Origin of the sequence: Schaalia sp. ZJ405 (genome assembly GCF_011038885.2) — a bacterium.
Lineage (GTDB): Bacteria > Actinomycetota > Actinomycetes > Actinomycetales > Actinomycetaceae > Pauljensenia.
Genome location: NZ_CP064952.1, coordinates 1,155,782 through 1,176,616, shown reverse-complemented (window position 1 = coordinate 1,176,616; position 20,835 = coordinate 1,155,782). Strand labels below are relative to the sequence as shown.

Sequence of the window (20,835 nt, the reverse complement as noted above, 5' to 3'; positions counted from 1 at the left end):
CCTAGCGTAAAATCATCATCAACGCATCCATCAGAGGAGCAGCCACAGTGAGTGCACAACCCCTTGACGCCGCAGAGCAGCGCCAGCCTATGCTCTTCGGTGATCCTCTTGAAGGAATTGATACGGAGGAACTGGGATATCGTGGTCCCGTTGCCTGCTCCGCCGCCGGGATCACCTATCGTCAGTTGGACTATTGGGCACGTACAGGGTTGCTTCAACCGTCGATTCGTGCGGCTCGTGGATCCGGTTCCCAGAGGCTTTACTCGTTCAAGGACATTCTTGTTCTCAAGATCGTGAAGAAACTTCTCGATGCGGGTGTTTCGCTCCAACAAGTACGCGTTGCCGTCGCACAACTACAGACGCGCGGGGTTGACGATCTGGCTTCAATCACCTTGATGAGTGATGGAGCTTCAGTGTACGAATGCACGTCAACTGATGAGGTTATCGACCTCCTTCAAGGCGGCCAAGGTGTCTTTGGTATCGCCGTTGGACGGGTGTGGCGAGAAGTTGAAGGATCTCTTGCTGATTTGCCGATCGAACGTGCAGATGGATTCGTTGACGAGCTTGCTGAAAGACGTCGCCGTAAACTTTCAGCATCGTAATGCTCAGATTTCACGCAACAAAAACAGGCTGTCACAATTGAGAATGTGAGCGATTCTCACCCCCTACATTCTTAATCTGAAAAGCCGCTATAAGCGCCTGTCGCAATGACCGAATGAATGACGCGGGGAGGGGTGTCTGTGTTTCCCTGTGCTGTGGTGCGGTTTCGGGGGCGTGGATGGTCTCAATACGTGTACGGATCCGTTGTTGCCAGTAAGACGTCCTGGCACGATTGAGGGTGAGTGGTGGTTTCGATATGTATGGCGATGCGGTGTGATCAGTGGAGGGTTATTTATCGCTTGAGAGATCGAGGATTTTCTGGGGTTCAACAATGCAACGGTATGTGGCGTCGGCTCCGGTTTTTGGTTCAACCGTGTATGAAAGAGACAACATGGGATCGCCGTCGACGTTACCCTCAGAGTTTGCGTGGGTACTCATATAGTGTTCCATTTCGTCAATAAACTGTTTTCCCGTGTATGTTGGCTCCACGACGTTTAGTTCACGTAAACATATTGCGATGAGTTCGTTTTGGTCCACATTCCGCGGATTCGTAACCATGCTGTGATAAAGTCCCGTCAGAAAACTGGTGCCGAGCATGTCATTGCACTGTTCATCGATTTTTAATACTGCGTCCGAGTCACCGTTTTCCAGGTATCCCGTCACCGCGCCCCCGCTATCAAGAAATTGGAAGCCTTTGACTCCTTGGTCTTCGACGCATGTCAGGTGGCGTGCGCGTATTTCGGAGAGCTCCTCGTCGCTGATTTTCTCATCGTCAAGAATTTGAGTATAGACGTGCTCGTACGGCCTGCCGCGAGATTCAGCTCTTAATTGCTCGATGTCAGCATGCCAGCCCTTGCCCACAAGATCGTCTAGAGCAACCGGTTTTTCACCACCGGCACACGAACACAACAGCAATGGGGCAACAAGGAGAAAACATCCGAGGATGGAAGTGTGTTTCATCTAAGTATTCCTCACATGCCGGCAAGACCCTACGGCAGTGGAAGGTCATTGTTTGCTTGAGAGATCGAGGATTTTCTGGGGCTCAACAATGCAACGGTGTACGGCGTCGGCTCCGGTTTTTGGATCAACCGTGTATGAAAGCGACAACGTGGGATCGCCGTCGACGTTGCCCTCAGAGTTTTCGTGGGTATTCATATAGTGTTCCATTTCGTCATAAAATTGTTTTCCCGTGTATGTTGGCTCCACGACGTTTAGTTCACGTAAACATATTGCGATGAGTTCGTTTTGGTCCACATTCCGCGGATTCGTAACCATGCTGTGGTAAAGTGCTGTCAAAGATTCGGTGCCGAGCATCTTGTCGCACTGCTTGTGGATATTCTCTGCCGCATCCGCGTCACCGTTTTCCAGGTATCCCAGCACCGCACCACTATTAAGAAATTGGAAGCCTTTGACTCCTTGGTCTTCGACGCATGTCAGGTGGCGTGCGCGTATTTCGGAGAGCTCCTCGTCACTGACTTTTTCATCTTCCAGGATTTGAGTGTAAATATCTTCGTATGGTGTGCCGCGAGATTCAGCTCTTAATTGCTCGATGTTAGCGTGCCAGCCCTTGCCCACAAGGTCGTCTAGAGCAACCGGTTTTTCACCACCGGCACACGAACACAACAGCAATGGGGCAACAAGGAGAAGACATCCGAGGATGGAGGTGTGTTTCATCTAAGTATTCCTCACATGCCGGCAAGACCCTACGGCAGTGGAGGGTCTTACCGACAACCGTGCCTTTCGTGGAGGATGATCAGTAGAGTTTCTGCCAGTGTGAGGTGAGGTGACCACCGTAGTAGTAGTCGCTTTGAACGTGAAGCCCCATTGTCATCTGCTGCGTTTGTGCCTTCGTTGTGTATCCGGAATTGATGTACATCGTTCCAAACCCCTGATGCTTGGTATACGGAGCGCTGTACGGGCAGAAGGAGCCCACAGCGTGTCCATCTTGAGCCGAATAGCTGCGACAACCGTGCGAACGAGCGAACGTTGGGTAGGCAATGAGTGTGGTGGCAGCGGCTAGCGCTAGCGCAGACAGGGGGACGAGAATTTTCTTCATCGCACTCTCCTTTGAGCGTGAATAGATCGAGTTGTAACACAACGTTACGTACAAACTATATCGATGGAATAGGCGTAATCACAAGAGAATTTGGGAAATTACTCCGCAAGTGTTCCGATGCCACCCGGCTCACCATCCACACTCTCGGGCAGCACGTTCCTCGCCGATTGACACGATCGGCGTTGTTACGGGCACCCCGAACCAACACGACTGTTCTACACCTGAAAATAATCGTCTAAGCCACGACGTGATGGTCATTGTGCGACCTGTTGTATATCGTGTTGGAGGCCTCCGGCTTATGCCGGAGGCCTCCGCGTCTGAGAACACCTCAACTGTGACGATAGGTGACGAGCCTCACGTGGGTCTCTTTGGATATGTGATCAGTGGGAGCGGGTGGCACAGCCGATGGCAGCCACACCACCCACTCCGCGTGTGCTGATCAGTGCCGAACGAACGGCGCAATCAGTTGCGGTTCTTCTCCCATCTACGACGACCAAGGATTGTGGTTGCCGCACCCATGACTGTCAGGAGCGTGAGCATGCCGGTGGTTTCCAGTCCTGCTCCCGTAGTAGCAAGGGGGCGCTGTCCCATCATCTTCCCTGAGTGGTGTTTACCGGAATTGGGCTTCATCTTTCCTGATGTACCTCCGGGGATCGTGTCCTTGGCGACGACGGTGAATGCTGCACGTGCCTGCTTGCCATTTTCACCAGTGACAATGACCTCGTGGGCGCCCACCTCAAAGTCGGCGGGGACTGTCCACGACAATTTCGCTGCTCCGGTCTTATCGGCACGTACGGTGCCGATCGTCATGGGCTGCGAATGGACGGCGAAGGTCAGCTTCTCTGAGGGTGCGAAACCTTTGACAGCAAACACGAGCGACTGTCCCTGAGACACGACGCCACCAGTGACGCCCTCAAGGGTAGCGGACGGAGTGCTGGGGGCTTCGGGTTCCTCCGGTGTTCCCGGGGTGTCGGGATCTTCCGGAGTCCCTGGGGTGTCGGGTTCCTCCGGAGTCCCCGGGGTGTCGGGATCTTCCGGAGTCCCTGGGGTGTCGGGATCTTCCGGAGTCCCCGGGGTGTCGGGATCTTCCGGAGTCCCTGGGGTGTCGGGATCTTCCGGAGTCCCCGGGGTGTCGGGATCTTCCGGAGTCCCCGGCTCATCGGGCTGATCCGGATCAGGCTGTGACGCCTTGACGAACCGCAGGGGAGTGGACGCTACAGAACTCAGATCATTCGTTACGACTGCTCGGATGAAAGTTCCATCCATCGCCGCATCAATCGTCAACGGTAGCTTCAGCCCCTGTGCCTGAGGAATATCAGTCCACGCGATCTGGTCCGCACCGGCTCCAGCTGGCAGGGTGCCACGCTGCCATTTCACCGTTGGTTCTGGCTTACCAGTCGCCGTGACCGATGCAGTGATCTTCGAGTCCGGTGCGACAGTTGCTGACTGCCATCCATCGGCCTCGTCGATCTTGAGCCCGGTTCCCTCGGAATCTGTGAGAGTCACCGCGGAAACCTCTGGCGGAACAAGGGTCTTGAGTTCGATGAGCTGCGAATAGACGGTGCCGGCAGTGTTTACTGCGCGAGCGCGAACTTTCACACCATCGTCCTGTGCGCTCAGCGTGAACGCGTATTGCGATCCGTCAACGCCTGCAATGTCTTCCCACTCATCTGCCGAAGCAGTGAGCTTCTGCCAGGTGACAGTCGGCGTTGGCTTTCCTTGAGCGGGAAGTTTCAAGGTGACTGTGGTTCCTACGGGTGCGGTAATCGTTCGGCTGTTGCCGTCTCCATTCGATGTGAAATGCTCCGCGGGATTACCGCTTGCCTCAAGAGGATCAAAGGTGGGTGCATCGACGTCCGGTTTACCAAAGACCTCGACCTCGGCGAGGGAGAGAGGGGTTCCTTTCCCTGGAAGAACAACGGTAATGTACCGTGCCGGGAAATCTCCGAAGTCAACGGACGAGGGATACTTCGCCACGCCTTCAACTTTGATCGCCTTGGCGTCTTCGGCGTTGATCATCTCCTCGAGTGACGTTACCAAACTGGCCACGGGGGACTTCGAAGCAATCACATAGAAGTTCTTCAAGCGATCAGAGCACGGCACGGTGGCGGACTTGCACGTCATCTCAGCGGCACGATTCCACACATCGACCGTGCTCACCCGATAGGTGTCTCCAAGGTCGGTTTCCCACCAAGGATTCTCATCTGATTCGCTGGTATGAGACACCGATCCGTTATCCCATACGCCGTCGGTATCTCCATCATTCGCCCGACTGGAAATACCGCTCCAAGCGGTCGAACTTTGACGTGTTGGTTTTTTGAGTGCGAGGTTCTGCTTCTCAGGGAGCACCGTGAGCGTTGCAGTATGAGACGTTGCTTCGCCCGCCGAGTTCTTTGCAACAACCCTAAACTGTGCGCCGTCATCCTCAATGAGTGGATCTAACGAGTAAGTTGCTGACGTGGCACCTTCAATTGGGAGAATCTGACCCTCCGGCGTGATCTCATACCACTGATACGTCGGTGTTGGCCATCCCGTTGCCTGAGCCGAGAATGCTGCTGTTTGCCCAACGCGTACCTGTTGATTCTCAGGATGTACTAAGAAAGTCGGCGCGGTCGCAACAGGTTCTTCAGCGGCGGCAGTAACGGTGATTGACGATGGATATATCGGAAGCCGATTTGCATAATATGTGGGCTTGTAGTTCTCCAGTCGCAGCCGTGTCACTTCGTGTGGTTTGAGCGTGAAAATCTCGCCGAGTTTTCCGGCAGCAAGTTCAGCTCCGGTGACCACGCGACTGTGATCGCCAAACGTTAAGAGATATTGATTCGCTGCGCTCAACCCCTGATTCCCCGTCATGTCGAATGTCAATTCAACGCGTTTGAGGAGCTTTCCTGTGGTGTTGAGGAGATAGGTGTCAATAACGCTGCGGCTTCCACCCTTAGCTGAGTTTCTTCCGACGATATTTGCCCTGCTGATTCGGGATTCCCCTTCGGTGATTTTAGCTGTTTGAGGAGGAATCATCATCGGTTCGCCATCAAGTTCAACTTTGATCACCGGGTAGAGCTCATCAGGAGATTCTCCCGTCATCCGTACTTTCAGCGTGTTGTTTTCGTGTGTGTACGACAGTTCGGTAGACGTTCCATCGATCGTCACCTTTTTCACGGAATTCGCCAGACCCGGAAGAGCCAATTCTCCGCCATTGGACCATGAGCTGGGGAAAAGATAGAGCGAATGACCATTGGCCGTCACACGTCCCCATGAGGGAATATCGAACCATGTGGCATGGGCACCTTCAATAGCTTGCGGGTGCCGGTTACGCCATGTAGCAAAGTTATCGAGCACCTTTTGATCGAAGGGGTCAAATGAACCGTCTCCTCTGGGGCCGATATTGTAGGCGTACTGGCCGCCTCCCGAGATCACCGTGATGAGACCCTTGATTGCTGAACGTGATACTGGAATCACACGAGATTCATCACGGTTTGCCTTATACGTGTTGCAGTAGCTCCAGCAGGAAGGGAAAATCGAGAGAATCGATTCCCAGGGACCCATTCTGAAATCAGGGGGAACAGAATTGTCTCCGCCAACCTCGAAGTCTCCCTTATCGTTCCACACACGCGAATTGACAACCGTTGTGTTGGGTTGAAGTTCACGGACCTTTTGAGCCATCTTTTCTGATTGTGCGGCGGTCGGCCCGCCCATGTCGAACCAGAACTCTGAGATGGGCCCATAGTTTGTCATGAGTTCTTCAATTTGCTGAAGATTGTATTGCAAATGGTCATCAGTAATCGGATTGACATTTCCGTATGGTTCAGCTTCATGCTTTTCCCAGTCAATGATGGAAAAGTAGAAAGCGAGCTTCATGTCAATTTTGGAACACTCATCTGAAAGCTGACGAATGGGATCTTTACCGAATGCGGTTTGTTTGACAACGTTGTAGTCGGTGGTCTTGGTATCCCACATGGCAAAGCCGTCATGATGCTTCGTTGTCAGCATGACGTATTTCATGCCGGCATCTTTCGCGGTCTTGCACACCTGGGCAGCATCCCACTTGTCTGCCTTCATCTTGGCAGCTTCAGCAAGATACTCCTCCCGCGGGATCTTCATCCACGCTTTAATTTGCTCTGGATAGCCGATGGTTTGGGTGGCCCCTTTGTAACTACCGGCAAATGTGGAGTAGACACCCCAGTGCATGAAAAGTCCGAATTGAAGTTTCTGCCAGTTCGCTATCCGAGTATCGGTGGAGTAGGGAACTACGGCGGAAACACCCTGAATTGGCCCGTCGTTGTCGGTTGGTGTCGCGGCATGGCTGACTGGACTGAGTAGTCCAGTAAACACAAGCGAGAGGCCACCGAGCACTCCGAGCGCGCGCATGTGTTTCATGTGACGTTCTTTCGTGTCGAGGAAGGAGAACGAACCTCATCGTTCGTTCGCAGGTCTCATCTTTGAGACCTTGGATCACGATAATCGACCAGGTGAAAGCGCATACTGGATATGAAAATACTTAAAAAGTAATCATCTTTAGTTGAACGTTCACATAGAGAGGCAATGCATAGAGTGACCCACGTTGCGTCAGACCTTAGTCCTAGCTGAGGACATTTGTGATGTTGCGGTGCTTATGTACCCGATGTGAGTGCGGAAGTCAGCGAATAGCCTGTGTCGAGATCATAGATCTCCACAGTGACAATACCGTGGCGATCAACGTGGTAGCGCTCTTCGATCAGTGGACCGTTTCCGGTGCGTGCGATATGCATGTTTGCCAGGGAGATGTCCGGTTCCTGAAGTGCGGGGGCAAAAGGGAAAAGAATTTCGCCAAGCGGTGTCACATCACCCAGAGGTGTTCCGACGTGATCTGTCTGCGTGAACTCAACGAAGCGATAGAAACCGATGTTGTGTGCGGCCCGGTACTGGCGAGTGATCGTTGTTTCCTTGTTGGACTCAATCTGCAGGTCGGGGGAGAGGAGGGTGTCGAAAGACACCAGGGAACCTGATTCGGCCTCGCGAAAAACTCCGACGTGTCGGGCCAACCGGTCGTGCAATGTGAATCCGGCGTCTGGATCGGCGGCAATGGCCAGACCAATTGCGGTTGATGCCGCTGCATGCGGTGAACGATGAACTCGTCGGCCAAAGCGCTCCCGCAGTATTCGGGAGACGAGAGGCAGTGACGATGCGCCGCCGGTGACATAGATTCCGGCGCACTCTGGTGGAAGAGCCAGCGCTCCGTCCTCGTTGCGCTGAAGGAGAGGGGAGAGGACCTGGAGAGTTTTCTCAACGAGTGGCGTTGCAGCCTCATAAAAAGTGGAGACGGGGAGTGACACCGGGCGATCATGAACGACAGCGGAAACAACGCGAGTATGCGCGGTCAGGCTTTCCTTGACGGTGCGTGACTGTTCGACAAGATCCTGCCATTCCGATTCGGCAAAAGAATTCAGTGGGATGTCGCCAGCTTTGGCAAAACACTGTGCGAGGACGAGGTCGAAGTCGTCACCACCGAGCATGGTGTGGCCACGGCTTGCGAGCACCTGGTGATCGGTGTCAACCGCGGTAACGGTTGAGGCGTCGAAGGTGCCCCCGCCAAGGTCATAAACGAGGATCGACGTTCGCTTCGAGTTGAGAGTTCCGCGATGGCGATGCGTATATTCGAATCCTGCCGCTGAAGGTTCGCTCACCATCGAGATCACGGACCAGCCGGCAGCTCTGAACGTTTCAAGAGTGAGGAATCGCTGCGCAGAGGAGGCGTGTGCGGGAATACCGATGGCAGCTTCGAGCGGTTCGGACTGAGGAATCTGCGCAAGGGAGGAATCCGTGCGAACCTTGAACGCAACATATCCAAGGAAACCGACGAGCGCATCCATGATGGAAATATCCCGCTGCGCCAAGCGGAAGGTTGACCGAGGGGTCATCGAGGAATCTGAGAGTAAGCGCTTAATTGACCGAATGAGAGGAGCCTCGTCCTCGTCCATTGCCCGCAGCGCATCGAAACCGAAAACAAGCGCGCCGTTGCTCCACCCAATAACGGAGGGAATGTCATCTTGTGCATCGCCGTTGTGGTCGATGAATGACACTGCGGGGTAGTTCCCGCGATCAGCTACGGCAACGGTTGTCGTTGTGGTTCCGAAGTCAACTCCCAGTCTCATGCCTTCAGCGTATCGCTGTTGAGGCTTTCTGAGGGTGAACCGTGCCCAGTGATTGGGGTTTGTTCGATAGGACGGGAATACGTGACGAGGCAAGAGCTGTGGCCAGGACGGCTCCGGCGGCAAAATAGCCGACCGCTGCGACGGCGTCGAGAAGATAATGATTGCCCGTCATGAGAATGATCATGACCGTTGCCACGGGGTGAAGTGCAAGGAGAAGACGCTGCCACCAGCGTCGGTAGACGAATGTTCCGAGGGCGAAGACAGCCCAGAGGGCCCATCCCGTGTGCATTGACGGCATAGCGCCGTACGGATTGGCGAATACGGAGAACATCTGTGAATAGGTCGATCCAAATCCGGATGATTCGGCAACCGAGTCAACGAAATTTGCTCCATCAAGCAGGCGAGGGGGAGCAACGGGGTAAAGCCAATAGGTAACGGCAGCTCCCGCCGTCATCACGAGGAGGGAATTCCTGACGTAGATGTAGCGGTCTGGGCGCCGAACCCACACGATGATGAGAGTTGCCGCTGTGACGAGGAAGAAGGACACCGCGTAGTACGTCGAGAAAATGTCCGTGAGCAGCGGTTGCTTCGTCAGCCACTCATTGAGCGCAGGTTCCCAGGAAATTCTCAGGATTCGTTCGAGTGTGAGGATGTCTTGTCCATTGGCAAAGGCAACGTGCGGATTGACTGGAGCCAATCCGCAGATTACTGAATAAATTGCAACGCAGGAGCAGACAAAGGCAAGTTCGAGGAAGAATGAGCGATGGCGACGCAGGATCGAGGCAAGACGTAGACGAGGTGACCTGAGTGATGGCGTCATCGGGGGGCGCTGCAATGAATCCTGCATGTGGGATGCAGTGGTGTCATCGTCGGAGGCGGAAATGCGCACGATGAGCAGCTCCTCACATGTCGTGTTGCGTCGGTGAATGAGTAGATCCGAAGTATGTATCCGTAGTGAATCGTACGGTGTCGAGGCGCAACGTGAGTGCGACTGTTGCCTCATTCGGGGGATTATCCGGGTGATTCCGGATACATCTACGAAGGGACGAGGGCGAAGACGGGCACGAGTTATTCGCGTGAGTGACGTGAGTGGGAGGGGCTAATGGTGGGTATCTGGTGAATCTCTCTAATCTGACATAATGTACATTATCGGATCCGGGGTGAGGGGTAGAGTCGCTCAGATAGGCGTGACGTCACTCGGATAGGCTTCGTAAACTTCGGTACAATATGTCGCGTTCACTTTCTTAGCCTCAGGAGGCAACTATGGCGGATCGCGCGCTTCGCGGAATGCAGATCGGTGCTAAGTCGATGGAATCCGAGGAAGGCGTCGTCTTCGCTGATCGATTCACAGTGCGTTACCTGTGCTCGAACGGTCACGAATTCGTTGTCACGCTGTCCACAGAGGCAACAGTCCCGGCCACCTGGGAATGCCGTTGCGGTGGAGCCGCCGAACTCATCGGAGAAACCGAAGAGGACGAAGACCAGAAGCCCATCAAGCCTGTGCGCACCCACTGGGACATGCTGCGCGAACGTCGATCTCTTGAAGAACTTGATATCGTTCTTCAAGAACAGCTGACAATGTATCGTGAAGGCCGACTGCGCCCCGAAGGACACTACCGCAAAGGCTAAAAACTACCGCCGGCGGGAAGTCCATCTCGCAGCGATGAGACCCCCGAGCGATACCAGGGCAAGGACCCCAGTTGCCACAATGGTGCCCGTCGCAAGAATCGGAGCCAGCGTTGTCGCCGGAGTTTTTGTTGACCTCAAGGCAACCTGTGCCAAGAGCGTCGCAGAGGATTCCGGTTCAGATGCAGTAATCACCGATCCGTTGGGGCGAGCAATGAGCGAACGCCCGGTCGTTGAGATCTGCACGGCGGAGCGACCAAATTCAATCGCTCGGAACCTCACCTGCTGGGCCTGCTGAGCCGTCTGCGCTGTTGAACGAAAATCAACATTATTTGACGGGACAACAATCAGTTGACCTCCCAGCGCCACGCCCTCGCCAATGGCTGATTCATAGGCCGACTCAAAGCAAATGCCGACGGCAAGAGGAACCTCGCGACCGTCGTTCAGCTTGGCAACGAGGTAGCCGGGTGACTTCCCTGGCAGCATGTCAACCTCGACCTGCGCGGCCTGCGAAGCCAAGCGTGACACGAAGGAGCGGAAAGGAATGAACTCGCCGAAAGGCACCGGCTTTTGCTTGGCATAAAGTGAAGCCTCATCCAATCCGCTGTCTGGATACCATACGCCGAGCCAATTGAAACGCCCCTCGTTAACGAAGTTCTGGAATCCCAGGAGAATCGGCACTCCAACGGAATGCGAGGCCTCGTCAACGTTTTGTCGGACGATGGCCGACACCCGAGGATCACGATCGGCCGCGGTCTCTCCCCACAGGATGAGATCAGCTGAGAAATCGGAGGCAGATGAGGACGAACGTGGAGACTGAGACTGTCCCGGCGCGCCCTGAGGTGCAGGGGACTTGGCAAGCTGTGTCGTCTCCCTCAGATGGTTCTCACTGACCTGCCCCTCGACGCCGAATGATGTGATGCCGGGGTAATCCACTCCCCCTTGAATTGCCGCGAGCCTGAGAGAACCGGCCTCCTGATCGGCCGGAAGCGGGATAGCCAAGGGGAGAATAAACACTGCCGCAGCTGTGGCGAGCATGGCAGGACGACCCCACCATGAGGTGACGTCGTGACAACGATGCAGGGAAAACGCCCGGGCCAGCATGACGGCAACGAACATGATTGCACCGGACACAAGGGATTCTCCTCCGTATGGTGCAAGGTTCCCCAGCGGAGAATCAACCTGAGGCATGGCAATGTTTCCCCAGGGAAAACCTGTCCAGGGGAAACGTGAGCGCAACTGCTCCGTGCCAACCCAGACGAGCGTATAGATCAGGGCCTCACCAAGTGGAGTGCGGGCCCACTGCCACACAGTGGCTGAAACTTTGACGATCCACGCCCACGCGATGATAAACAGAGCCTCGAACACTGAGAGCACCAACCACGGGCCCACTGAGTCAACAGGAAGCTGGATCCATGAGATCAGGGGAAGCCAGAACGCCAGGGCAAAAACACCGGCGATGAGCATCGCACGCCCCGTTGATGCAGCCGATACCCGAACAGCGAGCAGCGCCATCGCCGGAACAGACATCCACCACCACGACAGGTCAGGGAAAGTTGTCCACAGCGCCACCCCACCTAAGATTCCACAGAGCAGATCAACGAGGAGGTATCCGCGTGCAGCCTCGTCCTCGTTTCGCGGCTTTGCCCCCGATTTCGCTGCGGCTAAGCGCTCAGAGGAGGATTTCTTTACAGATGCGACCACGAGACCACTCCGTGAATGAGAAGCTGACGAGCTTGACGCGCAGTATCAGTGAGCGCGGGACGGTCAATGTGTCGCAGCTGATCAAGAGCATCCATGACCTGACGGATCCACCGGACGAAGTCGCCCCCTTGAATATCGGATGAGGCAAGCGCCGTCGACAGACTTGAGCCGTGTGCCCAGGCGAGTGTTGCTCCAACAAGGCCCGCATCTACGCTGGGGGTCAGGTCACTCCCAACACGCTCTTCGGCTGCGTGGACGCGTTCCATCGCTTCGAGAGTGCGTTCCCAAGCATCATCAATTGCAGGTCCAACACCGGCGGGCAGGGTCAACGGCATTGTTTCATCGGCGCGGGATTCGTAGACGCATCCGGAGATAACGGCGGCCAGTTCAGCTGGTGAAAGCGTGTCCCATGCCCCGGATGTCACAGCTTCCATCGTGATGAGATCGCGCTCGCCGAAGACACGACGGAGCTGTTGTCCCTTATCGGTCACGGTCTCACCGCTGAGAAATTCGAGCTCTTCAAGCACCTGACACACACGGTCGAATTCCTGAGCGATCGTATGCGTGTAGTTGTTGACCTGTTCAAGGACTTTCTCACGTTCGCGGTGGACCCGTGCCCACTGGTGTCCGGCGCGAGCGTGGCTTTCTCTTTCTGGGCAGCGGTGAACTCCATGATGACGGATTGCGGTTTGCAGCGTCGCTTCTTCGTCTTCTCCCCCGCTCCCCCTGTCGTTGAGCTGGCCATCTGAACGTCGCCGAGGTGTGTCGAGGGTTCCTGATCGCACCCTGTGGTGTAGCTCATCGCCGATGCGAATGCGTTCCTTATGTCGCCGAAGTGCTGACCCACCGGCAATCGTCATATGACCGACAACCTGCATGCCCCCGGGAGCGTCGCGTGAGTCAAGAGCATGCCATTTTCCGTCTGTCCCGATGACCTGTGGGATGCGTCGTCCGGAGGCAGTTTCAGTCATGTAGGCAAAAACAGCGTAGGTGATTTTTCGCCCGCGGCCGTAAGCAAGAATGTCGCCGGGACGCGCATTGACGAGGACGGAGCGCGCCTCTTCGCGTGCGTCGGCGATCCGGGTTTTCGCAGATTCCTTCTGCACACGTGAGAGGCGATCACGCAGCTCGAAGTATTCGCGTGCATCACCGTGATCGCAGTGGATCTTCGCAGCGAGTTCCCGTTCGCGTTCTTCGAGCGCACGGGCGTGCTGAGCGAGACGAACAACGGTACCGTCGGCCTGATATTGAGCAAAGGATGTTTCGAGGAGGTCGCGAGTTTGAGCTCGTGTTAAATGTTCAAGAAGGTTGACGACCATGTTATATGTCGGGTGGAAAGCCGACACCAAGGGATATGTTCGTTTCGACGCAAGAGCCGCAACCTCTTGGGGAGCAACCCGTCCCTGGTGGAGCACCACGCTGTGGCCCTCGGTGTCGATTCCTCGTCGGCCTGCGCGCCCTGACAGCTGGGTGTACTCCCCCGGCGTGAGTTGAACGTGTTCCGCTCCGTTCCACTTGCGCAGCGACTCAATGACAACGGTGCGCGCCGGCATGTTGATACCCAGCGCAAGAGTTTCCGTTGCGTACACCATTTTGACCAGACCACGCGCAAAAAGCTGTTCAACGGTTTCTTTCATGATCGGCAGAAGTCCAGCGTGATGAGCGGCAACACCGCGTTCCAATCCCCGAATCCACCGGTCAAGACCAAGAACGGCATGATCCTCAGCCGACACCGCAAGAGTTGCTTCTTCGGCGTACCGACGAATCTGATCTGCTTCCTCCCGCGTTGTCAAAACGATGCGGGCGGCAAGGATCTGACGCACGGCATCCTCGCAACCTGCGCGGGAAAACACAAAGGTGATTGCGGGGAGCAGATGCGCGCGATCAAGGGTGATGAGGGTCGAGGGGCGCGACTCCCGTGGGCGAGCCACGTGTTGCTCCTGCGACCAGTTACGGCTGCCCCGTCCAACGCGAGACCGAGGCTGAGACGTTGCCGCGATGAGCTCGGGATTGAGCTTCGCTAAGGCCACAGAACTTCCATGCGATGCGCGCACGGAAGATGAACGCTGTGAAGGCGCGTACACGTCGAAAATCTCATCCCCGACCATCATGTGCTGGTAGAGAGGAACAGGTCGAGTCTCTGAAACAACGATGTCACATGTGCCCCGCACCTCGCGGATCCACGCTCCAAATTCCTCCGCATTGGATACCGTGGCCGATAGCGCAACGATACTGATTCGTCGAGGAAGATGAATAATCACTTCTTCCCACACGGGACCGCGAAAACGATCGGCAAGATAATGCACTTCATCAAGGACCACGGATTCGAGTTCCCTCAGGTCAGCTCCCGCGTAGATCATGTTACGAAGGACCTCGGTGGTCATGACGATGATCGGCGCGCCCGCGTTAATTGAGGTATCCCCCGTCAGCAGGCCAACATTGTCTGAGCCGAAACGGCGAGAAAAATCGAGATATTTCTGATTCGACAGCGCCTTAATTGGTGTCGTGTAGAAACAGCGTTTCCCGTGCGCAAGCGCAAGATGGGTAGCGAATTCCCCGATGACGGTCTTTCCCGCTCCCGTTGGAGCGGCAACCAGCACGCATTCGCCCCTCTCCACGGCATCCATTGCGTGAATCTGGAACGCGTCGGGGGTAAACGACAGGGTCTGCGTCCACTGATAGCGCACTGATTGCGCTGCCCGCTGCTCATTGAGAAACGCGGCGTAGCGTTGCGCTGGTGACAAGTCGTGGGGTGAACCCGCCCCAATGAACGAGGACGAGTCGGCGCTTTCTCCCGGTTGCGTCGACTGGCTCCGGCGCCGGTGGCGCCTACGGGCTGGGCTCATTGGTCGTCCTCGCTTCTGAGTGCCGATTCTTTTCCGGCCTCGTCCTCGTTCGACCTACCTTCCCAGACTGAAAGGATTTCTTGCGCCTCGGCACGCATGTCGTGAAGAAATTCAGGTGGAGCATCAACAATCGACTCAGCGATATCAACAAGCAGAGACACAAACCACTGACGATTCCACACCGGGATGTCAACAACGAGGTCCCCGTTGTCGCGGGTCTGAATCGGGATAGCGGAAAGGTCATCAATGATCCACCTCGCGCTTGGACGAATCACGAGCCGGATCATATTCATGCCGTCGTCAGTGTCGATTGCGCGTGGACGCGTTGAGTGCGCGATAGGGAGAACCCGTGGATTGTCGATTCGGTAGATACTGAAACTGCGGACAGAATCAGCGCGATGACACCAGCCAATGAGGAGCCACCCTGACGCGCTGCGGACGAGACGCCACGGGTCAATTGTGCGATGCGTGCTCACGCCTGAACGGGAGACATAGTCGAATTCAAGTTGATGCCCCTGGCGAATCGCCTGGGCACAGATACTCATCTGAGGGCTTGCGGGACGGGAAGTTGAATGGAGAACAATGTCAGCGCACTGGTCCTCACGTGCAAGAGCACGCACCTTAAGGGCGGTCATCGGGAGGCGGTGACGTAAGGACTCGTCAAGTCCCTCCGCAATAGACTCAAGACCAACCAGGAGCGCCGTTGCCTCATCCGACGTCAGACGCGGTGGGATATCCGCCCCCATTGTTGAGAAGATCCGCACCGTATCTTCTTCCTCGTAGGCATCCCAATCAATCTCAAAGGAATACCCGGGAAGGGAATCCCCCACCTGTCCGAGGAATTCGATATCGCGCCTGATTTGCCGTGTTGACCGTCCGAAATGGCGTGCGAGCTGCACCGTCGGGGTCCCAGGATGTTGAGAAATCCACGAGACAAGGGAGAGTAAACGAACGATCGCGTGAGGAATATGCTCAGGCATGATGCTCCTCCCACACCGATGCGGCTGTCACGCGCCCAAGAACATCAGCGCGCAACTGAGCGGGAGCAACAACGATGGCGCGACGTCCGTGCCGCAAAATCCGCGACACCCACTCTCCCGTGGGTAATTCCCGTCCTTGAACCAGTGTCCACCCCGATGGAAGAGGAATGTCGGGGCACACCTCACCTGGCCGTTCCCCAACACAAGGATCGCTTTCAAGGAAAGGCGCCCACTCGTCCTCGTCCCCGGGTCTGATTGCGAGAATCGGGCGGACCATGAGGGATGCAAACGGATCGACGAGATCCTGCGGTGCGGCCGACGCGTCACCGGGTTCCCCCAGCACAGTGATGTCCGAGCGAAAACGCGTCAAACGGAAAACCCTGGGAGCACGGCGATCAAGATCCCACCCAACGACGTACATTGCTTGACCGCGCACAATGATGCGCCACGGCTCAATCGAGCGTTCCACGAGACCAGACGACGTTGAACTGTAGTGAAAACTGATGACGCACCGCTGGCGAATAGCACGTGAAAGATCGGCAACAAGGTGAGAACCTGTCAGATCAATGCCGAACACCTGAGGAAGTGAAAAAACACTGTTGTGAGCAGCTCCGGCGATTTTGACATCGAGAACAGGTGATGTCTGATCGCCGCTGCTCCACGCATCCGCCGCCATGCGGATGAGCGCCACGTCATCAGGATCTAGCTCCACCTTCGCAGCACTGAGCTCATCAGAGGAAATGGCGTACGCCTCATCGTTTTCATGATTGACGCAGGTGACGACGGTGATGCCGCTGTCACGTAGAGTCTGCTTATCGCGATGAAACTGAGCTTCGAAAGCGGATTCTGAGAGTCCTTCGTAGCCGGGGAGTCGGCGCAGCTCCTGTTTGGTTCGAGGAAGGTCCGCGCCCAAGAGCTCGAAAAGAAGCTCAAGGACGCGGACGTTCGAGGGAATTGATCGTGCCACTGTGCAACCGAAAAGATCCAAGCAGCGTTGCGTTTTAGAGGCGTGACGCCGCAAGCTGGGTGACAATAATGCCTCGGGCTCCAGCCTCGTGGAGTCGATCCATGACACGATTGACACCTTCGGAGGGAACCATCGCACGCACCGCCAAGAAATCGGTGTTCATGAGAGGGCTGATCGTTGGTGAATCGAAACCGGGAGTAATTTCGATCGTCTGGGCGAGGTCAACCTCACGGACGTTGTAGTCAATAAGGACGTAGGAGCGCGCGACCTGCACCCCCTGAAGACGCCGATCAAGAGTGGCAAGCCGCCCGTCCTCAACGAGTTCCTCACGGGTGATGAGGACCGCCTCGGATTGAAGAAGAGGCTCACCAAAAACCTCAAGGCCCGCAGCTTTAAGTGTTGACCCTGTCTCCACGACGTCGGCGATGAGGTCGGCCACCCCCAAGCGCACGGACGACTCCACGGCACCGTCGAGGTGAACAACCTCAGCGTCGATGCCACGGTCACGCAGGAACTGGCGGACGAGAAGGTCGTAGGACGCCGCAACACGTTTGCCCTTGATCTGGGAAATATCCGACATCTGCCCCGCAGGAGCTGCGAAACGGAAGGTCGAACGTGCGAAGCCGAGGGGACGAAACTCAACGGCTGCGGTTCCCGAATCCAGAAGAAGATCGCGCCCCGTGATGCCCGCATGGATCGAACCACGCCCGACGTACACAGCAATGTCGCGCGGCCTCAGGAAGAACAATTCGACATCATTTTCAGTGTCGGTGAGGACGAGTTCACGTCCCCTCCGTCGCGTACGGTAGCCGGCTTCCTGTAGGAGCTTGATCGCCGGTTCGCTGAGGGAACCTTTATTCGGAACTGCAAGTCGAAGCATGGGAATCCTTAGAGCTGCTTGTACACGTCGTCGAGGGTGAGGCCTTTCTTGAGCATCATGACCTGAGTGTGGTAAAGCAGCTGAGAAATCTCCAGAGCTAAGTCATCTAAGCTCTCGTATTCAGCTGCCATCCACACTTCGGACGCTTCCTCGACCACCTTTTTTCCGATGAAATGAACACCCTTGTCGAGTTCGGCAACGGTTCCGGAACCCTCGGGACGGGTCTGTGCGCGTTCGGACAGCTGGGTGAAAAGTTCGTCAAAAGTAGTCACGTGGACAACATTAGCGGGTCGCAAAGGTATTCGTCGCAGCGGCCTCACTATCTGGTGTCCCCGTGAGCAGATCGGGGATGGACGCGAGGAATGATCCCATCGATGCCCACCGCTGAAGATCTTGCATCGCCGATGCTTTGCCCTCAGCGTCCTTCCACAGAGGGATCGTGGCGTCGAGGACGGCGCGCGCAGTCTCTTCCTGCTGCGGATCAGCGAGGTTTTCATCCCATGTACGTGTAGCGTCGATCGCCGTCGTCGGATTGTCGAGGATCGCCTGGGTCCCCTGGACGGTCGCTTTGACGATAGCGGATACGGTATCGGGATGATCCTTGGCAAAAGATGCCCGTGTAATCAGCGCCGCTGCAATGAGCGGGGTCTTGTCAGCATCCAGCGGAATCGACCGGACCTTCATTCCTGCTCTCTCCATCTGAACGAGGTCGTTATTGGTAAATCCAACGACCGCGTCGACCTGTCCCTGGGCAAGGGCAGCCTGCTGCGTGTAACCAATCGACATGATCGTTACGTCCTCGCGCGTGAGGTGAGCCTGTTCAAGTGCCGCCAGAGTTGCATACCAGTTTGAGCCGAATTCCCCGGGGATTCCGATGGTCTTGCCCCTAAGGTCACTGAGGGATTTCACCGAAGAATCCTCAGGAACAATGATCGTTGCCGGATACCCGTGGTAGTAGGCACCAACTGACACCACATCGAGGCCCTGATCTCGGGCGATAAGAGCTTCGTCGGCCGAAGCAACAACAACGTCTTCCGTGCCGGAGATCAGCGCCGTGAACAGGCCCTCATCGGAGCCGTGATGGCGAATGGACGCATCAAGTCCAGCATTGGCGTACATGCCCTTGGCATCAGCAACGTAGACGGGAGCAAATTGGACGTTGGGGATATAGGTCAGACCGATAGTCACTGATGACGCCCCGCTGTCTCTGCCCGACCGCCCAGATTGCTCCCCCTCGTCACCTGGCCCTAACGCCCCAGCACCTCCCGGGGTGCATGCGGAGGCGAGGACGAGGACGCAGGCGGCTGCACCTGCCAGGAGCGCCCCTCGAATTGATTGAATGAAAGAAATGGATGATCTCATTGAGGTGATTCCTTGTCGTGTCAAGCAAGGTCGAGTTTGCGGGAACGTTCGAGCCGATAAATGACGACATACAGCAGCGTCGCCATGACGCAGAGCACGCCGATCGTCACAAACATCCCCGCGGTATCAACGCTTGTTCGGGATTGAGTGAGCACCTGCCCAAGCCCCTGTCCACCCATGACCATCTCCCCGACCACAGCACCGGTCACCGACAGTGTGAAACCGTTACGAATTCCTGCAAGAACCGAAGGAAGCGCGAGCGGAAATTCGATCGACCACATCATCGTCCAACCGGATGCGCCGTCAAGCTCAGCGGCTTCAAGGACCTCTGAGTCAAGATGACGCAAGCCAACGACGGTGGAGACAAGAATCGGGAAGAAAACCATGAGGGCACACAGGGCAACGATCGACCATAAACCGTAGCCAATCCACAGAACGAGCAGTGGTGCGAGAGCGATCGCGGGAAGTGCCTGAGTGGCTCCAAGGAAGGGTTCAACCGCAGCCTGGATCAGTCGAGATCGATAGACGAGGTACGCGAGAGGAAGGGCAATGACTGCGCCAAGGATAGAACCCAACACCGCCTCAAGTGCGGTGACGCCGATGCGCCACCACATAAGAGGCTGTGAGAACATCGTGACGGCGCGTTCCCACGTGGAATGTGGCGACGGAAGACGCCACGATTCGATGCCGCTGAAAGAGGTTGTGAGCCACCAGCCGATCAGGCAGATCGACAGGAAAACAATCGGTGCAACAACGGCAAGCATCCGGCTTGGCCGTGTCTTTCGATGCGCCACAACGCCCTTTCCGGCATCCGGGTACGCACGGCAAAGCCTAAGCGCATGAGCGCTCAGACGATGCTCCTCCCATCCGGACTTTCACCGTCGGTACTGGAATCTCACCAGTTCAGCCGCCACAGGTGGCGGGTCGCGGACTTTCACCGCCGGCTCGGACTTTCACCGACCCCGGAGCACGTGGACTATTGTGCCACGAATGTCTGCCGACTGGGTAACACTCTCAGTGAACGTGTTGCTGAGCAAGCTGGCGAAGTGCCGCGATTTCCTCATAAGCGTTTTCGGCGCGGAAAATTGCCGAACCAGCGACAAAGTTATCTGCCCCCGCTTCAGCTGCCATTTCAATGGTTTTTCGGGAGACTCCGCCGTCAACTTGAACAGAGACTTCAAGGCCGGCCGCGTTGATGGCTTCCCGGGTGCGACGCACCTTCCCCATCATTGATTCGATGAACTCCTGACCACCGAAACCGGGCTCAACTGTCATCACCAGAATCATGTCGAATTCACTGAGAATATCGACAAATGGGGCAATATCTGTGGCTGGGCGCAAGGCAAGGCCTGCTTTGGCTCCTAAACGGTGCAGCTCACGTGCCAAACGCAAAGGAGCGGCAGCGGCTTCGGCGTGGAAAGTGACCGAGTGACACCCAATTTCTGCGTATCCCGGTGCCCAACGATCAGGATCTTCGATCATCAAATGAGCGTCAACGGGAAGAATCCCCTGTTTGACAACGGCCTCGGCAACTGGGAGGCCCCACGACAAGTTGGGAACGAAATGATTATCCATGACGTCAACGTGAGCGACATCGGCATCGGCGATTTTTTCTAATTCCTCACGAAGATGAGCGATATTACAGTTAAGGATTGACGGAGAAATTGTTGTTTTCATAGCCCT

Annotated in this window: 17 protein-coding genes and 1 riboswitch; of the genes, 2 read left to right on the top strand and 15 right to left on the bottom strand. The window is 56.0% G+C overall.

The window, feature by feature from the left end:
* Positions 1 to 47 precede the first annotated feature (47 nt).
* Positions 48 to 602, top strand: a complete 555-nt coding sequence (locus tag G7Y41_RS04835) for a MerR family transcriptional regulator (RefSeq protein ID WP_269207937.1) — start codon at positions 48 to 50, stop codon at positions 600 to 602.
* Between the two features lie 286 nt (positions 603 to 888).
* Here the strand turns inward: G7Y41_RS04835 and G7Y41_RS04830 are convergent, their stop codons facing one another.
* From G7Y41_RS04830 to G7Y41_RS04805, 6 genes are all read right to left on the bottom strand, one after another.
* Positions 889 to 1,560, bottom strand: a complete 672-nt coding sequence (locus G7Y41_RS04830; RefSeq protein WP_165315346.1) for a hypothetical protein — start codon at positions 1,558 to 1,560, stop codon at positions 889 to 891.
* A gap of 45 nt (positions 1,561 to 1,605) precedes the next feature.
* Positions 1,606 to 2,274: a hypothetical protein gene (locus G7Y41_RS04825; RefSeq protein ID WP_165315345.1), complete on the bottom strand. Its 669-nt coding sequence runs from the start codon at positions 2,272 to 2,274 to the stop codon at positions 1,606 to 1,608.
* Positions 2,275 to 2,353: 79 nt separating this feature from the next.
* Positions 2,354 to 2,656 carry a hypothetical protein gene (locus G7Y41_RS04820; RefSeq protein ID WP_165315344.1) on the bottom strand — a complete coding sequence of 101 codons (303 nt, stop codon included), beginning with the start codon at positions 2,654 to 2,656 and terminating at the stop codon, positions 2,354 to 2,356.
* Between the two features lie 462 nt (positions 2,657 to 3,118).
* Positions 3,119 to 7,033 (bottom strand): alpha-L-fucosidase, encoded by a 3,915-nt coding sequence (locus G7Y41_RS04815; protein ID WP_165315343.1) that lies wholly within the window; start codon positions 7,031 to 7,033, stop codon positions 3,119 to 3,121.
* Between the two features lie 233 nt (positions 7,034 to 7,266).
* Positions 7,267 to 8,787 (bottom strand): Hsp70 family protein, encoded by a 1,521-nt coding sequence (locus tag G7Y41_RS04810; protein ID WP_165315342.1) that lies wholly within the window; start codon positions 8,785 to 8,787, stop codon positions 7,267 to 7,269.
* A 4-nt stretch (positions 8,788 to 8,791) separates the two neighbouring features.
* Positions 8,792 to 9,676: a phosphatase PAP2 family protein gene (locus G7Y41_RS04805; RefSeq protein WP_231367379.1), complete on the bottom strand. Its 885-nt coding sequence runs from the start codon at positions 9,674 to 9,676 to the stop codon at positions 8,792 to 8,794.
* Positions 9,677 to 10,050: 374 nt separating this feature from the next.
* Here G7Y41_RS04805 and G7Y41_RS04800 point away from each other — a divergent pair, with 374 nt between their 5' ends.
* On the top strand, positions 10,051 to 10,416 hold the full coding sequence (locus G7Y41_RS04800; RefSeq protein WP_165214669.1) for an RNA polymerase-binding protein RbpA: 366 nt from the start codon (positions 10,051 to 10,053) through the stop codon (positions 10,414 to 10,416).
* A gap of 3 nt (positions 10,417 to 10,419) precedes the next feature.
* On the opposite strand, the gene lnt is transcribed toward G7Y41_RS04800, so the two are convergent.
* The 9 genes from lnt to rpe all read right to left on the bottom strand — a co-directional run bounded on the left by lnt (position 10,420) and on the right by rpe (position 20,829).
* A complete protein-coding gene (gene lnt, locus G7Y41_RS04795) occupies positions 10,420 to 12,117 on the bottom strand; it encodes an apolipoprotein N-acyltransferase (RefSeq protein WP_165315341.1) in 1,698 nt (565 codons plus the stop codon).
* On the bottom strand, positions 12,102 to 14,963 hold the full coding sequence (locus G7Y41_RS04790; RefSeq protein ID WP_165315340.1) for a DEAD/DEAH box helicase: 2,862 nt from the start codon (positions 14,961 to 14,963) through the stop codon (positions 12,102 to 12,104). Before G7Y41_RS04790 ends, lnt begins: the two co-directional genes overlap by 16 nt.
* Positions 14,960 to 15,943: a helix-turn-helix transcriptional regulator gene (locus tag G7Y41_RS04785; RefSeq protein WP_165315339.1), complete on the bottom strand. Its 984-nt coding sequence runs from the start codon at positions 15,941 to 15,943 to the stop codon at positions 14,960 to 14,962. The genes G7Y41_RS04790 and G7Y41_RS04785 overlap by 4 nt, the downstream gene beginning before the upstream one ends.
* Positions 15,936 to 16,910 (bottom strand): helix-turn-helix transcriptional regulator, encoded by a 975-nt coding sequence (locus tag G7Y41_RS04780; RefSeq protein WP_165315338.1) that lies wholly within the window; start codon positions 16,908 to 16,910, stop codon positions 15,936 to 15,938. The genes G7Y41_RS04785 and G7Y41_RS04780 overlap by 8 nt, the downstream gene beginning before the upstream one ends.
* 34 nt (positions 16,911 to 16,944) lie before the next feature.
* Positions 16,945 to 17,790, bottom strand: coding sequence for an ATP phosphoribosyltransferase (gene hisG, locus G7Y41_RS04775; RefSeq protein WP_165315337.1), 846 nt, complete (start codon positions 17,788 to 17,790; stop codon positions 16,945 to 16,947).
* Between the two features lie 8 nt (positions 17,791 to 17,798).
* On the bottom strand, positions 17,799 to 18,062 hold the full coding sequence (locus G7Y41_RS04770; protein ID WP_165214656.1) for a phosphoribosyl-ATP diphosphatase: 264 nt from the start codon (positions 18,060 to 18,062) through the stop codon (positions 17,799 to 17,801).
* A gap of 10 nt (positions 18,063 to 18,072) precedes the next feature.
* On the bottom strand, positions 18,073 to 19,152 hold the full coding sequence (locus G7Y41_RS04765) for an ABC transporter substrate-binding protein (RefSeq protein WP_165315336.1): 1,080 nt from the start codon (positions 19,150 to 19,152) through the stop codon (positions 18,073 to 18,075).
* A gap of 20 nt (positions 19,153 to 19,172) precedes the next feature.
* A complete protein-coding gene (locus G7Y41_RS04760) occupies positions 19,173 to 19,916 on the bottom strand; it encodes an ABC transporter permease (RefSeq protein ID WP_165315447.1) in 744 nt (247 codons plus the stop codon).
* Between the two features lie 87 nt (positions 19,917 to 20,003).
* Positions 20,004 to 20,126, bottom strand: a riboswitch (FMN riboswitch).
* A 40-nt stretch (positions 20,127 to 20,166) separates the two neighbouring features.
* Positions 20,167 to 20,829, bottom strand: coding sequence for a ribulose-phosphate 3-epimerase (gene rpe, locus G7Y41_RS04755; RefSeq protein ID WP_165214649.1), 663 nt, complete (start codon positions 20,827 to 20,829; stop codon positions 20,167 to 20,169).
* Between the last annotated feature and the right edge of the window lie 6 nt (positions 20,830 to 20,835).

Excerpts from the sequence above, each read along its gene's own strand:
- G7Y41_RS04830 (WP_165315346.1), bottom strand. The coding sequence starts at position 1,560 with ATGAAACACACTTCCATCCTCGGATGTTTTCTCCTTGTTGCCCCATTG.
- G7Y41_RS04825 (WP_165315345.1), bottom strand. The coding sequence starts at position 2,274 with ATGAAACACACCTCCATCCTCGGATGTCTTCTCCTTGTTGCCCCATTG.
- G7Y41_RS04820 (WP_165315344.1), bottom strand. The coding sequence starts at position 2,656 with ATGAAGAAAATTCTCGTCCCCCTGTCTGCGCTAGCGCTAGCCGCTGCC.
- G7Y41_RS04815 (WP_165315343.1), bottom strand. The coding sequence starts at position 7,033 with ATGAAACACATGCGCGCGCTCGGAGTGCTCGGTGGCCTCTCGCTTGTG.
- G7Y41_RS04810 (WP_165315342.1), bottom strand. The coding sequence starts at position 8,787 with ATGAGACTGGGAGTTGACTTCGGAACCACAACGACAACCGTTGCCGTA.
- G7Y41_RS04800 (WP_165214669.1), top strand. The coding sequence starts at position 10,051 with ATGGCGGATCGCGCGCTTCGCGGAATGCAGATCGGTGCTAAGTCGATG.
- G7Y41_RS04790 (WP_165315340.1), bottom strand. The coding sequence starts at position 14,963 with ATGAGCCCAGCCCGTAGGCGCCACCGGCGCCGGAGCCAGTCGACGCAA.
- G7Y41_RS04785 (WP_165315339.1), bottom strand. The coding sequence starts at position 15,943 with ATGCCTGAGCATATTCCTCACGCGATCGTTCGTTTACTCTCCCTTGTC.
- hisG (WP_165315337.1), bottom strand. The coding sequence starts at position 17,790 with ATGCTTCGACTTGCAGTTCCGAATAAAGGTTCCCTCAGCGAACCGGCG.
- G7Y41_RS04765 (WP_165315336.1), bottom strand. The coding sequence starts at position 19,152 with ATGAGATCATCCATTTCTTTCATTCAATCAATTCGAGGGGCGCTCCTG.
- G7Y41_RS04760 (WP_165315447.1), bottom strand. The coding sequence starts at position 19,916 with ATGCTTGCCGTTGTTGCACCGATTGTTTTCCTGTCGATCTGCCTGATC.
- rpe (WP_165214649.1), bottom strand. The coding sequence starts at position 20,829 with ATGAAAACAACAATTTCTCCGTCAATCCTTAACTGTAATATCGCTCAT.